The 17127-nt window shown below is 34.2% G+C and carries 11 protein-coding genes; 5 read left to right on the top strand and 6 right to left on the bottom strand.

Going from position 1 to position 17127, the window contains the following annotated elements; genetic code table 11:
• Nucleotides 1-2 precede the first annotated feature (2 nt).
• On the top strand, nt 3-653 hold the full coding sequence (locus FUA24_RS14525; protein ID WP_148543559.1) for a polysaccharide deacetylase family protein: 651 nt from the start codon (nt 3-5) through the stop codon (nt 651-653).
• Here FUA24_RS14525 and FUA24_RS14520 read toward each other — a convergent pair.
• The 6 genes from FUA24_RS14520 to FUA24_RS14495 all read right to left on the bottom strand — a co-directional run bounded on the left by FUA24_RS14520 (nt 650) and on the right by FUA24_RS14495 (nt 12007).
• Entirely contained in the window at nt 650-946 is a 297-nt protein-coding gene (locus FUA24_RS14520; protein ID WP_148543557.1) for a thioredoxin family protein, read from the bottom strand. The genes FUA24_RS14525 and FUA24_RS14520 overlap by 4 nt on opposite strands.
• An 86-nt stretch (nt 947-1032) precedes the next feature.
• The gene (locus FUA24_RS14515) at nt 1033-2265 is read right to left on the bottom strand and encodes a metallophosphoesterase (RefSeq protein ID WP_148543556.1); all 1233 of its coding nucleotides are present in this window, start codon (nt 2263-2265) and stop codon (nt 1033-1035) included.
• A 76-nt stretch (nt 2266-2341) separates the two neighbouring features.
• A complete protein-coding gene (locus FUA24_RS14510; protein ID WP_148543554.1) occupies nt 2342-5641 on the bottom strand; it encodes a VCBS repeat-containing protein in 3300 nt (1099 codons plus the stop codon).
• Between the two features lie 118 nt (nt 5642-5759).
• Entirely contained in the window at nt 5760-7268 is a 1509-nt protein-coding gene (locus tag FUA24_RS14505) for a RagB/SusD family nutrient uptake outer membrane protein (RefSeq protein WP_148543552.1), read from the bottom strand.
• A 28-nt stretch (nt 7269-7296) separates the two neighbouring features.
• On the bottom strand, nt 7297-10617 hold the full coding sequence (locus FUA24_RS14500) for a TonB-dependent receptor (RefSeq protein WP_187388288.1): 3321 nt from the start codon (nt 10615-10617) through the stop codon (nt 7297-7299).
• Nucleotides 10618-10861: 244 nt separating this feature from the next.
• A complete protein-coding gene (locus tag FUA24_RS14495) occupies nt 10862-12007 on the bottom strand; it encodes a FecR family protein (protein ID WP_148543548.1) in 1146 nt (381 codons plus the stop codon).
• Between the two features lie 116 nt (nt 12008-12123).
• Here FUA24_RS14495 and FUA24_RS14490 point away from each other — a divergent pair, with 116 nt between their 5' ends.
• The 4 genes from FUA24_RS14490 to FUA24_RS14475 all read left to right on the top strand — a co-directional run bounded on the left by FUA24_RS14490 (nt 12124) and on the right by FUA24_RS14475 (nt 17047).
• Nucleotides 12124-12711, top strand: a complete 588-nt coding sequence (locus tag FUA24_RS14490; protein ID WP_148543546.1) for an RNA polymerase sigma factor — start codon at nt 12124-12126, stop codon at nt 12709-12711.
• A 36-nt stretch (nt 12712-12747) separates the two neighbouring features.
• On the top strand, nt 12748-15594 hold the full coding sequence (gene polA, locus FUA24_RS14485; protein ID WP_148543544.1) for a DNA polymerase I: 2847 nt from the start codon (nt 12748-12750) through the stop codon (nt 15592-15594).
• Nucleotides 15595-16131: 537 nt separating this feature from the next.
• Nucleotides 16132-16497, top strand: a complete 366-nt coding sequence (locus tag FUA24_RS14480) for an endonuclease domain-containing protein (RefSeq protein ID WP_148544292.1) — start codon at nt 16132-16134, stop codon at nt 16495-16497.
• Nucleotides 16498-16501: 4 nt separating this feature from the next.
• Nucleotides 16502-17047, top strand: a complete 546-nt coding sequence (locus tag FUA24_RS14475) for a hypothetical protein (protein ID WP_148543542.1) — start codon at nt 16502-16504, stop codon at nt 17045-17047.
• Nucleotides 17048-17127: the final 80 nt, after the last annotated feature.

Here is a 17127-nt window from a genome sequence, read left to right as displayed (position 1 = left end):
TTATGGGGCTAGTACCTGTTAAGACACCTAAATTCTTAAAACGTTTATTCCCTAATTACATTTGGGACTTACCTAATGAGGATAAGGTGTTGTATCTCACTTTTGATGATGGGCCTACTCCAGAAATAACGCATTGGGTTTTAAACATTCTAAATTCTTATAATGCAAAAGCTACGTTCTTTTGTATTGGCGCTAACATTGATAAACATCCAGATATCTTTCAAAGCATTCTTAAAGAAGGCCATAGTATCGGGAATCACACCTACAACCATTTAAAAGGTTGGAAAACCGAAAAGGAGGCCTACTTAAAAAATGTTAGTGCTTGTGACGAGGTTTTTAAATCACAAATTGCAACTACCGAATCATCAAGCATAAACCTTTTTAGACCACCTTATGGTAAGATAACCAACAAACAAGGTAAAGCTCTTATAAAACAAGGCTATAAAATAATTATGTGGGATATATTATCGTTTGATTGGGATACCAACCTAAGCGAAGCTGCTTGTTTGAAAAATGTAATAAACAAATCTAAATCTGGAAGTATAATCGTATTTCACGATAGCAAAAAATCATCAAAAAACATGATGTATGCACTACCAAAAGTTTTAGAACACTTTAGTGGGCAAGGTTATACGTTTAAAGCCATTTACTAAACGTACTCTTGAATAATACCTATTAATGCATTGGCATCTAATTCCCCGCTTTGGCGCCACTTCATTTCGCCATCTTTGTAGATAATAAGCGTTGGTAATGTTTTTACCCTTAAAGCTTCAGCTAACTCTTCGTTCTTTTCAACATCAATCTTAATTACTTTAGCTTTATCACCAAGGGCCGCAGCAACATCTCTTAGTACAAGGTGCATTGCTGTTGATTGGTCATTCCAGTCTGTATAAAATTCTAATAATACTGGAATTTCTACATCTATAAGTTCCCCAAATTTTGACATACTATTTAGTATTAATTGGTAAAATGCTGTTTATCAATAAGCCTAATTTATTAAAAAAGTGCGAGATAGCACAATTTTAGCCTTTTTTAGGCTGGTTTAGTTCCTTTTTTAAGCTCTATAACTGTTATTTCTGGCCATATACCAACACGACCAGGAAATGCTAAATACCCAAACCCTCTATTAACGTTTATAAATTGCCCAAGCTCTTCATAGATTCCAGCCCAATATTTATAACGCCATTTTACAGGACTCCATTTAAACCATCCCGGAATTTCTATACCAAACTGCATACCGTGTGTATGACCGCTAAGTGTTAAATGGTAATGGTAGTCATCTTTTACAACTTCTTTTTCCCAATGAGACGGGTCATGACTTAAAAGTATTTTAAAGTCGTTCTTATCTATTCCTGTAGCTGCCTTTTTAAGATCTCCCGCTTTTTTAAATCCACCTGCTCCCCAATTCTCTACACCTACAATTGCCAAACGTTCTCCGTTTCTTTCAATGAACTTATGCTCGTTTAGCAATAAATTAAACCCTATTTCTTTCTGTATACCTTTTAAATCTTCTAAATTTTGTTGCTTTTCTTCACTAGATTTCCAATGCACGTAATCACCATAATCATGATTGCCTAGCACCGAATACAGTCCGTCTTTTGCTTTTAGTTTACTAAACACGTTTATATAGGGCTTCATTTCTTCTGCCTTATTATTTACCATATCTCCTGTAAACAGAATGACATCACTTTTTTGTTCATTTATCAAATCAACCGCATAACTCACCTTATCCTTATTATCAAAACTCCCCGAATGAATATCGCTTATTTGTGTGATTTTGTAACCGTTAAACGCTTCTGGCAGATCTTCAAAATGCAGTGTATATTTTAGTACTTTAAAATTATACTTACCTTTAAAAATACCATATAAGATTGAAGCAAAAGGAACAGCGGCTACTCCAAGGGCTATTTGAGATATAAACTTACGCCTTCCACTTATATAGTTTGAGGTTTTTAATACCTCAGCGTTACCACTAAACAACCTTGAAAACAATCTATATACATCTTCACCAAATAAAGTAACAGCCACAAATAGTTTGGGCACATAAAAAAGAACTAGTAAGCTAAACGCTATAGAGAACCTTAAAGGAATTCCATTAGAACGATCAAACGTAAATATTTGATAGATAAAATTTCCTAAGATTAAAATAGAAACAAAAATATAGGAATATGCAATAATATTGCTTTTAAAGAGAACTTTGAATGTTTGAAAAGTATAAAAGTCTAGAACAATAAAAACAAGTAAAATGAGAATTAACCTTAGCATTCTTTTTTCATCAAAGATAACAGTTCTCTAAGGTAATACTTATTAAGGCTTTTTAATTTAACTTATCGTTAAGAGTTTAATTAAGTTTAACCACTCTGAGCTTACCATTATTCGCCATAACTAATAGCGTCTTTTCAGCTTCTGAAGCTCCGAGAGATATTAGTTCAATATCTTTAACATCTCCTCCCAGATACAAACCACTTTTGTTGGCATCTAAAGGCTGAAATTCCCCCTTACCATTACCGAGTAAAAGCAAACCTAAACTAGCATCATTTCTTGGAGTTTCTACTTCAGAGCTATATAAATTTCCCGCAAGTGTAATATCAAGATGGCCATCTTTGTTATAATCCTCTACAACCATAGCGTTCACTGAAGAAATTTGAGCAAAACTATTTAAAGGCCTCGTGAACCACGGCTCATTTTGTTTGTTTTCTATATAAATACTGGAAAAATTTGTGGCACTTAAATGGAGGGCATTCTTTAAATCTTGTTCTCCATATATATCGGATAAACTAGCATTTGCAAAAGACTTATAATCCTTATACTTTAATTTTATAATAGGAATTTGCTCAGAAGAACATTGCCGCCCTCTAAGAGGATATTGCTCTCCATCTTGATGGTAACCAAATACAATATCCAAGCTTTTATTTTTATCAAAATCTGCTGAATACAGTTCAAATGGTCTATCCTTAGAGGCTTTGTACTTATAATTTGTACCAAGATTACCTGCAACATAATCTAAATCACCATCACCATCAAAATCACCTTCTGCTAAACTGTACCACCAACCAATGTCTTCATTCAGGTTAAAATGTTTAGTTTGTTCTTCAAAGACATCTCCTAAATTCTCAAAAAATCGCACTGGCATCCACTCTCCGGTAACTACAATATCTACAAGTCCATCATTATTAAAATCAGACCACAACATATCGGTAACCATTCCTGGGTACTCTAATGCTGGAGCTACCTTGGTTGTAACATCAACGAACTTTGGTTCCCCATTTTCAACACCTTCGTTTCTTAAAATATAGCTTCTTGGTGCTAGTGGGTATTTTCCTGGAATAAGGCGTCCTCCAATGAATAAATCTTTGTCTCCATCGTTATCAAAATCATAGGCTTTTACACAACCTCCACTTGTAATCATCTCGGGTAAACTTCTTGTTGACTTCTCAAAATTCCCCTTTCCATCGTTTAGATATAATCTGTCTTGTAAAAACTCTGGCTGTCTCAAAAATTCATTGCCTCCGCTTACCACAAACAAATCTTCATCTCCATCATTATCTGCATCAAAAAATAATGACGCCATATCTTCAGAAAGGCTATCTTTTTCCCAAGGCCCTTCTTTTTCAATAAAGGTTTTTTCTTTTGTTTGAAGAAATAAAGCTCCATTCCGCTTATGTGCATTACCTACAAAAAAGTCCTGTAACCCATCATTATTGCAATCTGCCACAGTTATACCAGACCCGAGTTTAGATGTTTGATGTGGTAATAATGGTTCTATATAAAAATCGTTATAATTGTTTTCCTGATGATAGAATGAAACGCCAACTTGTTCTGTAACTTCTTTAAAAAATCTACTATGCCCTTTTTCTTTTGAGTAGTTTTTAGCCGCATTTGAATATGAGCAAGTTATTATCTGATTGGTTGGAATAGCCTTAAGAATTTCTTGTTTTCCGTCTGGCCATTTCACCATTACACTATCCACCAGTTTTGTTTTATTTAATCCAAAATGAACAGTTCCTTCTACTGAAGATTGAAAGCCCCGAGTAAGCGTGATATTTTGTTTTTGAAGTTGTTTATTATAATAAATGGTAACTTCAGTTCCAATTCCAAAAGTATTCTTCTCAGGCCCTTCTAACTTAATTCTCAAATAATGATTTTCATTAGTATTGGTGTTATTTCTATAAATAGCGGCCACATTATCTGTATTGTTAACTACCAAATCTAAGTCACCATCATTGTCTAAATCTGCGTAAGATGCACCATGAGAAAACCCATTAAGATTTAATCCCCACTCTTTACTTGCATCTTTAAAAGTTAAATCGGCATTGTTTTTAAACACCTTATTTTCAACAGGCTCCGATGGCATGCCTGCATAAATATTACCATTAATATCTTTAACAGATTTAATTTCTTTTTTCAGCTTATTGTAGAAGTCTCTATTATTTACCTCCTTTTTAATTCCGTTGGTAATAAAAATATCTTTCCACCCGTCATTATCTAAATCCATCATTAATGGCGACCAACTCCAATCTGTAGTTGCTATTCCAGCAATTCTTGACACATTACTAAATTTAATTTGATGGCTATCGTCAAAGCCCCTATTTAACTGGAGTGCATTATACATGTATTGGTAGTGAAAACCACTATTTACCGTACTCCAAAACCCTTCAGCATTCATACTTGCCATATTTTCTTTAGCTCTTCGGTTATTTTCTGGGGTCATATCTACTTGTACCAAATCAAATAAACCGTCGTTGTTATAATCTGCCACATCGCAACCCATTCCAAATAATGCTGTTTGGTATGTAGTTTCTTTTATAGACTCTTTAAAACTTCCATCGCCTTGATTTAAGAAAAATCTATCTGGGGTATTAAAGTCGTTAGACACATAAATATCTTCATAACCATTAGCATCATAATCTGCAACACTTATTCCAAGACTTAAACCATAGTTTGCAATTCCAGATGCGCTAGAAACATCAATAAACTTTCCATTGCCATCGTTTCTATACAAATGATCACTTTCTTCATCCTCTAAGTTTTTCATTTTACTCAGGTAGTAGTCGTTTCCAATAGAAAGTGGTGCCTTGGGATAATTGGCAACAAAAAGATCTAAATCTCCATCAAGGTCATAATCAAAAAAAACAGATTGTATTGAGCACCCGTTATCATCTAAACCATATTGCTTAGCACTTTCTGTAAAAGTTAAGTCTTGATTGTTTATATATAAAAGATTCCTTTTTTCTATTCCGTTTCCGGATACACTTATATAAATATCTAACCAACCATCTTCGTTTACATCATTAATTGCTACTCCCGTATGCCAGTTTACACTATTAATGCCCGAACTTTTTGTAATATCTTCAAAAACCATATCACCCTTATTGATATAGAGTCTATTAGAAACCATATTACCTGTAAAAAGAATATCTGTTAGGCCATCATTATTAAAATCTGCAGTTGCTGCACCTCCTCCCATATACATGTAAGGGTAGGTGTAGTAGTTTAAACTGTCTGTTTCTGTAATTATATTATTAAAGGTAATTTGGGTATAAGAAGAAGGCATCAAAGAGAATAATTTCTCTGGCTTCTTAGAACTATTACAAGAAACAAAAAGACTAATAAGTAAACTAAAAACTGCTATTCTTTTCATGAACACTAATTGCAAAACTTTTTAAAATAGTTAAAAAGGCTAGATAAATATCTAGCCTTTTATTAACTAAAACTAACTAACTCGAATTACTCAAAAAAATAATGAATATTTCAAAATCTTAATTTTCCATTAAGTTAGGATTAATATTCCCCTCGTTAGATGGAATTGGATAATATTCTTGACCTCCATAAGATAGACCAGCATCAGAAATTTTAGAAAGATCTCCCCAACGCTTAAGGTCTGTCCATCTGTGACCTTCAAACATAAGTTCAATACGTCTATCATCTTTTATTTGCTGACGTAAAGCAGATTGACTTAACCCACTCACGGCTGGTAATTCAGCTCTTACTCTTATTAAATTAAGAGCTGCTTCAGCTTCAGGTAGTTTATTTTGCTCTACTAATGCCTCTGCTTTATTAAGTATAACTTCAGCATATCTTACAACTGGGATATTAATGGCTACACCTTCTCTAAATCCAGCACCGCCACCCCAAAGATTATCATCATTGGAAATGAATTTTCTCATTTGGTATACCTCATCATTTACAATATTAGGTCTAAAATCGCCATGAGTTTCTACATCTGGAAAGGTTCTCATTTCTCCCAATGTTGGAGAAAATAACTGATCTACGTAAGGCACAAGGATTGAAGCTTCTCTTCTAATATCTCCATCCTCAAAAATATCGAGAATATCATAACTTCCTTTGCGTCTTGGGTGCATGTAATTACCCCATGTTAACCTTGGAAAAAGGTGCATTAACGCCGATCTTTCTGTGTTATGTGCATTCCATACATTACCAAATTCTGTTACCAGATTTACTTCAAAAATAGACTCAGAACCAAACTCTAATCTACCATCAAACATCTTTACATAATCTTCGGCAGAAACTAAGCTATAGCCTAAACCATCAACAGAATTCGCTGCACTTTCTGCACCTGCGTAATCTCCCGTAAACAAGCGTACTCTAGATAGCATACCATAGGCAGCTCCTCTGGTTGCTCTTCCTTGTTCATCTGTTCCATAGGACGAAGGTAGCAATGAAGCAGCCTCTACTAAATCAGCTTCTATTTGATTCCATACTTCAATTTCAGATGACTTGCTAACGTTATTTGATTCCGCCGGAGAAAGTATTGAGGTTACAATAGGCACATCTCCAAATGCTGTTACCAAATTATAATAATAAAGCGCTCTTAAAAATAACACTTCACCTCTGAATTGTTCTGGAGAGAATTCATCAAAATCTTCAACTTTACCAAGGTTTTCTAACACAAAGTTTGCGCGTGCAATACCTTTATAACAGCTATTCCATCTGCGTACAACAAACGTATTACTTCCTTGCCAATTGAAGTTATGTATGTTAACAATTGAAGGCCCCCAGTTTCCGTCTCCCCAATCATTCTCAATATTATCTGTTGGCGCATCTCCAAATATCATGAACCCCCAGCTGTAAAGACCATAATGAACTAATGGGTCGTAAACAGATGTTACTGCCTCTCTTGCTTGTAATTCAAACCTCATAAAGCTATCTGAATTCAAACCATTTTTATCTACCTTTTCAACAAAATCTTCTTGACAAGATGTTATTATAAAAGGAACTACTAGTAATATGAATAGAACTTTTTTCATAATTATATATTTTTTTATTTAGAATAGACTATAAGGATATGTTAACTCCAAACGTGAATATACGCGCAATTGGATATACAAAATGATCAAGTCCGGATGACAGGTTATTGTTATTTCCTGCAACACCAACTTCGGGATCTACACCAGAATAACTAGTAAAAGTAAATGGGTTCTGTACACTTGTGTAAAGTCTAAGATTACTTACTCCTACCTTTTCTGAAACATTAGATGGTAATGTATAACCTAATTGAATAAGTCTAATACGCATGTATGAACCATCTTCTACATAATAGCTTGACGATCTTCTATTTTCATTAGGATCTGTCTGAATTGCTCTAGGGTAATTTGTTGGATTTGAAGCTGTCCAAGGCACAAAATTCCCTTTGTTCTCAGGACTTGTATTATCCAACATTGTAGATTTTGTTAAGTTGTAAACGTCATTACCTTGTACACCATTAGCCTGTACTGAAAAATCAAAATCTTTGTATTCAAGATTAATGTTAAATCCATATGTGAAATCTGGAACAGGACTACCAATAGAAGTTCTATCGGCATCATCAATAACACCATCGTTGTTTAAATCTTTAAACCTAATATCTCCAGGTGCCGTTCCTGCATTCTGCGTAGCATGGGCATCAACCTCTCCTTGGTTTTGGAAAATACCATCTTCTTCCCAACCATAGAACTCTCCAAGTTCGCCTCCTTCGTAAGTTCTTACTCTTGTAAAATTGCTAAAGAAGAAGCTAAACAACTCGCCATTTGGTCCTAACTCTGTAACTTTATTATTAATTGTTGTTATGTTAGCCCCAACACTATAAGTAAGGTCTCCAATTTGATTTCTATAACTTGCGCTAAATTCCAAACCGCTATTAGTAAGCTCTCCTATATTTTGTCTTAGAACACCTTGAGCTCCATTAGACCCAGACAATCCTGTTACCGCAGATTGTGGGACATTAACTAACATATCTGTTTGTTTCTTATTGTAATACTCTGCTGTAAGTGTTAATCTGTTACTAAACAACTCTGCATCTATACCAACACCATACTGAGTTACCGTTTCCCATTTTAAATCTGGGTTAGGCACGCCATCTATAGCCGTTCCAACAAATCTAGTTCCGTTTGGACTAAAAGAATATGGGAAATTAGAAAGTGCATTTGTTGAGAATTCGTAGTTACCAATATTATCGTTACCTACTTGTCCCCATCCTCCTCTTAATTTTAATGAGTTAACAACACCTTCCTCTGGAAAGAAATCTTCTTTGTGAATATTCCATCCTGCAGAAACAGACGGGAATGTTCCCCACTTATTGTTAGCTCCGAAACGAGACGAAGCATCAAACCTCAGATTTGCTGTAATTAGGTATTTCCCTTTGTAACCATAGTTCAATCTACCGAAGTAAGACATTAGAGAATTATCATCGAACCTATTTGCTAAATCTAAGAATTGTGCATCGGTAGTTATTAATTCATTGCCTTCTAAAGAGTAACTCCCCGAAGCTCTTAAGTTTTCAAATTCTGACTCTTGGGCACTTTGCCCTACAATAGCATCAAAATTATGATCTTCGTTATTCCACTTATAGTTAAGCGTATTCTCTATTAACCAAGTAGAGCCGGTTCTTTGCTCTTTAAGTAGCGTTTGCATATCTGAAATAGCTAGACCTAATTCATAAATCCTACCCACTTCTGTACGCAATGTGTTTCCATAGGTATAAGACCCACTTGTTTTAAATGTAAGGCTAGGTAAAATATCGTATTCCAAATAAACCGTTCCCCTTAGGTTTCGAACCTCAGGTGCTTGAGGCGTAAGTTGTTCTACATCAAACAGAGGATTAACCCTTGCTTTATAAGGCGCTTCATTTGGTGTTGGCGCATAATCGCCATTACCATCATATACAGGAAGTGTTGGATAATGTTGTGCTGCATCAAAAATGGTATTCCCATTTTGTGCTCTTGGATTACCCGTTGCTATTTGCTTGGATCTTGAAACCGAAATACTAGATCCTACTCTAAATTTGTCTGATAATCTTAAATCGCCATTAGCAACTAAAGACAGCCTTTTAAAAGAACTTCCTATTACGATACCTTCTTGATCAAAATATCCAAGAGATAAGAAATAATTCCCATTATCATTACTACCAGAAAACGAAGCGTTTAAATCTGATACTGATGCTGTTTGCGTAACTACTTCCATCCATTCTGTTCCTTTTCCAAAACTTGAAGGATTTGTAAATGGTGCAGTATTACCAGCATTTACCGCTGCATCATTTATAAACTGTGCATAGGTACTAGCATCCATTAAATCATAAGAATTAGCTAAACTTTGAAATCCTTGAGATGCATTAATGTTAATGGTTGATCTTCCGCCTTTACCTCTTTTGGTGTTTATTAATACAACACCGTTTGCAGCTCTGGCTCCATAAATTGCTGCAGAGGCAGCATCTTTTAAAACACTTATAGATTCAATATCTTTTGGGTTTATTGAAGATAATGGACTACTGTTTTCGTTTGGTCCTACACTAATAGGAATACCATCAACAACATATAAAGGCTCACTGTTATTAACACCGCCAACACCTCTAATTCTTACTGACATTCCTCCACCAGGACCAGCGCTATTAGTAGACACCTGTACCCCGGCAACTTTTCCAACAAGTGCATTATCTACAGTAGCGGATGTTGCTTTTGTTAATTCTTCGGTATTTACGGATGACACAGCTCCAGTTAATTCAGACTTTAGCTGAGAACCGTAACCAACTAAAATGACCTCATCTAAGCTCGCGGCATCTTCTTGTAGGACAACAGATAACGTAGATTGCCCATTAACTACAACCTCAGAAGTGGTATATCCTAAATAAGACACAACCAGTGTTGCATTTTCATTTTCTACAGATAAGGAAAAGTTCCCATCAAAATCTGTTTGGGTTCCGTTTGAAGTTCCTTTTTCAAGGATATTGGCTCCAGGTAAAGGTTGCCCGTTAGCATCGGTAACTGTTCCTTTTACTTCAAATTTTTGAATTTCAATTATAGGTGCTTCAGAAATAATAGATGCTTTCTTTCCTTCCTTTAATATTACCTGCCTATCATTTACTTTATATGTGGTATTCGTATTATTGAATAGGCTATGTAACACATCTTCAATTGAGGTTCTTTCTGCTTTTAAGGTTGTTTTGCGTTTTAGGTCTACAAACCTTGTGTTATATACAAATCTATACTCTGTAGTGGCTTCAATTTTATCTATAATTTTTGCTACTGTTTCGTTCTTAACGTCTAGGGTTATGGATTGAGAGTACCCAGATTTGGCAAGCATGCTAAAAATAGACGCAAAAACAAAGAGGGTAGTTAGTTTCATTTTTAAATCAAATTTGACAAAAGGGGTATAACCTCTTTTGCTAAAGTGGTTTTTTTTCATATTTTTAAATGATTTATTAGTGAATGACTTGTTTAGTTAATCACTCTAACGCCGGATAATGTTGGTAGCATTTTCCGGTTTTTTTTATCCCGGAATTGAGAGTTTTAGAAAAGTGATTAGTTTAATTTTTTAGTTTAGTTTGTTTGGTTTTAATTCATATAGTTTTCTGTTTTAGTTTAGTTAATTATTTAATGTAAATGGTGTTATCTTTTATGGTATAATTTATATTATAACTATCCTTAAAATAGCTCAATATTTTAGTTATTGGTTCGTCATTAAAATTGGCACTAAACATCTCTTTTTTCAGAATATCGTTTTCTACGATTATTTTCATGTTATAGTGGCGTTCCATTCTTTTGGCAATATTCTCAAAGGGTATGTTTCTAAAAAACAACCCGCCATTTCTCCAGGATGTATAAACAGCAACATTAACTTCTTCTGTAGTGATTTCATTGTTAGCTTTACTAAGCGATCCTTTTACACCTGGCTTTATTACAGTAGCATTATTAATAGAACTTTCTTCTTCGTAAAGCCCAACACTTCCTTCCACTAAAACAACGTCTGTTACAATATCTTCTGGGTACGCAGTAACATTAAATTCTGTACCTAAAACTTCAACATTTAGGGCATCTGAATTTACAATAAAAGGATGCGTTTTATCTTCATGAACATCAAAGTATGCTTCTCCACTTAAGAAAACCTTACGTTTTTTACCATCAATAAAATCAACTGGATATTTAAGGGAGGAACCCGAATTTAAATGCACTTTAGTGCCGTCTGATAGCGTTATTTTGAAATGTTTTCCATAAGGAATGGTAAGTGTATTATACACAAGCTTTTTAGTTGTTGAACTATTTACATAAGACAACTCCGTTCCGCTTTGAGTCCCTACCACATTACCATTTTTATCTACCACACTTCTTGAACCATCTTCGCTTAAAACTTCTATGTTTCCATTTTCGAGTTGAAGCGTAATTTTATCTTTAGGAATTACCAATTCAGGTTTAGCATCAAAATAACCTTGTTGTAAAAAATACCCAAGCCCAAGTAAGACCACAATGGCTGCAGCGTATTTTACAAATCCAGTAATTTGTTGCATTTTATGAACCTTCTTTTCTTTACTAATTAGATTAAGTAACTCTTTTTTAGAAGCATCAATATTATAAGACTTTAAATTATAGTCTACAGCATAATTAACCTTTATATACTCAATAAAAGTCTCTTCATTGTCTTCTTCCTCTAACCACAACTGCAACTCATCTAACTCATCAGCGCTAGCTTGATTGGTTAAATATTTAGCAATAATCTTCTCTACTTTGGGGTTTGTCATTTTTTAAACGTAATTACATAAACCTATTACGAGGCAATTTTAAACAACCCTAACTTTTCAGAGTACTTTTTTTATATTTTAGCAAAAAAATGCTCTTTTTTATATATTTTTAGCATATGTCAGGTGCTTTTTTTAACGATTTAGATCTTATTAATTCCTTAAAGCAAGGAGAATCTAAAGCTTACGCTTATTTGGTAGATACTTACCATCATAAACTATGTACTTACGCCTACAGTCTTACTAATGACGAGGCTTTAGCCGAAGATGTAGTACAAAACGTTTTTGTAAAAGTTTGGAGAAAACGTCAGAATTTAAAATCTAATTTTTCACTTAAAAACTACCTCTATAGGTCTGTTTACAATGAATTTATTGATCAGTACAGAAAACGTAAACCCGTAATTTCTTTAGAGAAAAAACATATAGATGGGTTAAGTTATATTGTAGAAAAAGAAGACGATAAATCCTTAGAGAGAATAATTGCCGTTGTAAAACAAGAAATTGAAAAACTACCCCCAAAATGCAAACAAACATTTTTACTCAGCAAACAAGAAGGTCTTACTAATATTGAAATTGCGGAATACTTAAACATCTCCATTAAATCTGTGGAAGCCCATATAACCAAGGCTTTTTCTATTCTTAAGGAACGGGTTGGAGAAAAAATTAATCTTGTTTTAAATTTATTGTTTATAGCTAAACCTATTTAGTTTTTGTAGATTTGATTTTCTATCAAAACTAAATCCATGTCTGATCAAAAACGTCTTTTTTTAGTAGATGCTTACGCATTAATTTTTAGAGGTTATTATGCTTTTATTAAAAACCCTAGAATAAATTCTAAAGGTACAGATACATCTGCCATTTTAGGTTTTATGAATTCCCTTTTGGATGTTATTAAACGTGAAAGACCAGATCATTTAGCTGTATGTTTTGACAAAGGAGGTAGTGCAGATAGAGTTGAAATGTACGAAGCTTACAAAGCCAACAGAGACGAAACACCAGAAGCCATAAAGATTGCTGTTCCTTACATTCAGGACATATTAAAAGCAATGCACATTCCTATTATGGTTAAAGAAGGATATGAAGCAGACGATGTTATAGGAACACTTTCTAAACAAGCCGAAAAAGAAGGTTTTAAGACCTTCATGGTAACTCCTGATAAGGATTTTGCGCAGTTGGTATCTGAAAATATTTTTATGTATCGCCCAGTATTTGGCGGTGGTTACGAAACTTGGGGTATTCCAGAAGTGCAGAAAAAATTTGAAGTTGAAGACCCTTTACAAGTCATTGACTTTTTAGGTATGATGGGAGACTCTAGTGATAATATTCCCGGGTTGCCTGGTGTTGGAGAAAAAACAGCAAAGAAATTTTTAGCCGCTTATGGCAGTATGGAAAACCTTTTAGCCAACACGCATGAGTTAAAAGGCAAAATGAAAGAGAAAATTGAAGCAAATGGTGAACTAGGTTTACTGTCAAAAAAATTAGCAACCATTATGTTAGACGTTCCAGTAACATTCGATGCTAAAGATTTTGAATTGGAACAACCAGATATTGAAAAAGTAAAAGAAATTTTTCAAGAACTTGAGTTTAGACGCCTAATAGACAATTTCTTAAAAACATTTGCTGTTGAAACTCCTTCTCCTGAAAACGTTCAGAGTACTGGAGAAACTAAAACCGCATCTAAACCAACAATTAAAAGCTCTCCAGCCGGAGCAGGTCAATTTTCATTATTTGGTGGCGATGATACCGAATCTCAAACAATAGAATCGGCCTATACTCGTAAGACGTCTAATACGCAATCCCATTTTTATCAGCATATTAATTCCCCAGTTGCAAAACGTTTATTCATTCAAAAACTCATGCAGCAAACAAGTGTTTGCTTTGACACTGAAACGACTGGCATTAATCCAATAACTGCTGAATTGGTTGGTATTGCTTTCTCTTGGGAAGCTGGCAAAGGCTTTTATTTACCGTTTCCAGAAGACAAAAGCGAAGCTCAAGAGCTTATTGAGGAACTTCGACCATTTTTTGAAAGTGAAACCATTGAAAAAATTGGTCAGAATCTAAAATACGACATCAAGGTCTTAGCAAAATACAATGTTGTAGTTAAAGGTAAATTGTTTGATACCATGCTGGCACATTATCTCATAAATCCAGATATGCGTCATAATATGGATGTACTTGCAGAAACCTACCTCAACTACACACCAATTTCTATTGAAAGTCTTATTGGTAAAAAAGGGAAAAACCAATTATCAATGCGCGATGTCGCTTTAGAAAAACAAACGGAATATGCCGTAGAAGATGCAGATATTACACTTCAGCTCAAAGAACATTTTCAAAATGAATTAGGCGAGGCCAACACTCAAAAATTATTTGATGACATTGAAGTGCCGCTACTTCGTGTTTTGGCAGATATGGAACTTGAAGGGATTAATCTGGATAAAACCTTTTTGAATTCTTTATCTGAAGATCTTAATAATGATATTTCTAAGCTAGAGAAAAGCATATATGAGGCCGCTGGTGAAGAATTCAATATTGCATCACCAAAACAACTTGGTGTTATTCTATTTGAAAAAATGAAACTGGTTGATAAACCCAAAAAGACTAAAACAGGGCAATATTCAACTTCCGAAGACATTTTAAGCTATTTAGCCAAAGACCATGACATCATTCAAAATGTATTGGATTTCAGAGGGCTTTCAAAACTAAAAAGCACTTATGTTGATGCATTGCCTGCTCAGGTGGAGGAGGTTTCAGGGCGCGTTCATACAGACTACATGCAAACAGTAGCTGCTACCGGACGTTTGAGTAGCAACAATCCTAACCTTCAAAATATACCAATTAGGACGGAAAGAGGAAGACAGGTGAGAAAAGCATTTGTTCCACGCAACAATGATTATACCCTTCTTGCTGCAGATTATAGTCAAATAGAACTGCGAATTATTGCTGCTCTTAGCAAAGAAGAAACAATGATTTCGGCATTCCAAAACGGAGAAGATATTCATGCTTCTACCGCTTCAAAAGTATTTAATGTACCAATTGAAGAAGTAACTAGAGAACAACGTAGCAATGCCAAAACCGTGAATTTTGGTATCATCTATGGTGTTTCTGCCTTTGGTTTAAGTAATCAGACTAACCTAACTAGAAGTGAATCTAAAGAATTGATTGACACCTATTACGAAACCTACCCTAAACTTAGAAGCTATGTTAGTGAACAAGTAGATTTTGCAAGAGATAATGGGTATGTACAAACTGTTCTTGGACGACGCAGGTACTTAAAGGATATTAATTCAAGAAATGCTGTTGTTCGCGGTGCGGCAGAACGTAATGCGGTAAACGCACCAATACAAGGTAGTGCAGCAGACATTATTAAAATTGCCATGATAAACATTCATCAAAAATTGAATGAAGGTGATTTTAAAACAAAAATGCTATTGCAAGTGCACGATGAATTGGTATTTGATGTTTATAAACCTGAATTGGAAACCATTAAATCTTTGGTAAAAACCGAAATGGAAAATGCTTATAAACTGGAAGTCCCTCTTGATGTTGATTTGGATACTGGTGATAATTGGTTGGAGGCGCATTAGATTAGATAATTTCTTTTATGACATCTCTTATCAATACTAAGGAACACTCTGAAAAGCTATCTATAGAACGAAACATTGTAATATTATCAACTAAATACTTTACAAATCTGTAATCTAAAGAACTATTTCCTACTCGAATATTATAAAACTCATCTAACTTAAAAATTCCTGAACTATTTACTTCAGCATCCAACGGCAAAAAAGTATATATCATCCTTCTGTGCTGGTTACTTGAATCAAATACTTTTAAAGATTCGTTTATAAAATTGTAATTCCTGAATCTTTCTAAGCTTTGTCGATTACTAGTCAAACTGTTATGACCTACATTATTCTTTACAGCATCGTAAAAATTCGAATGTTTTTTATTTAAATCTTCAATAGGTGAATTATTTAGTATTTTAGACGTGTGTTTTATTTTTCATTAAAAGTAAGAAAAATCTAAATCATATTTATTTATAAACACCCCTATAATCCCCTTAAGGGGATATTGAGTTGGATTGTCCCCTTGAGGGGACCACAGGGGTGTCAAATAAAGAAATGCGAAACAAAATAATCCCATATAATCCAGAACTTAAAGAGCTTGCAAGGCAACTCAGAAAAAATAGCACTTTGCCAGAAGTTCTATTATGGCAGAATATAAAAAGAAAAGCCTTGGGTGTACAATTTCATAGACAGGTTCCTATGTTAAATTATATTGTAGATTTTTATTGCCATGAAATAGGCTTAGCGATAGAAATTGACGGTAAAAGTCATGACCACAGTTTTTTATATGACGCCAAGAGACAGGGAGAATTAGAAGCTTATGGAGTTAAGTTTCTAAGATTTTCAAACGAAGAAGTAAAAAAACATATGTTTAGCGTTTTATTAGTTATTGAAGAATCCATTAAAGAGTTAACCCAGTAAAACCATGAAGTACCTTGCTATTCTCTTATTTATTCTAATTCCTAACCTATCTACAAATGCTCAAAAAGAATTAATCCCTCTAAAAGTTAACAATAAATGGACTTATCTTCAAACTGAATGGCATAACGGTAAAATTGTAAAAAAAGACACATCTTATAGTATCATAAAAAGGTCGAAATCTATTAATGGCAAAACTTGGTATGTAAGCAATGAAGATGGTGAAAACTATATTGTAAGAGATGTAAATGGTGAGCAATTTGAGTTTGATGAAGAAGACCATAAAGAATTTCTTGTTTTCGGTTTGCCAAAAAACGAAAAACAACGGAGCTATATGGTGTACCAAGAACAGGTCACTGTGTTAAAAAAACAAGTAAAAATTAAGACTAAACTGGGCACCTTTAAATGCTATAAATATGAGTTTAGAGCACCAGATGACTCAAATCACTTTATTGATACATATATTTGCCCTGGAGTTGGGATAGTTAAAGTTGAAATGGGATCAGACAATGAAAAAACTGTACTTCTTTTAATTAATTTAAAATTATACTAGCCTTTGTCAAAACTTCCCAAACGTTAAAATTAGTAAGACTTATGACTAAATAACGACCTCATTAGCAACGTTTTTTAAAG

It is taken from the genome of Seonamhaeicola marinus, from assembly GCF_008085455.1.
The sequence above is the reverse complement of the archived record's forward strand: the minus strand, read 5'-3'. Positions and strand labels throughout refer to the sequence as shown.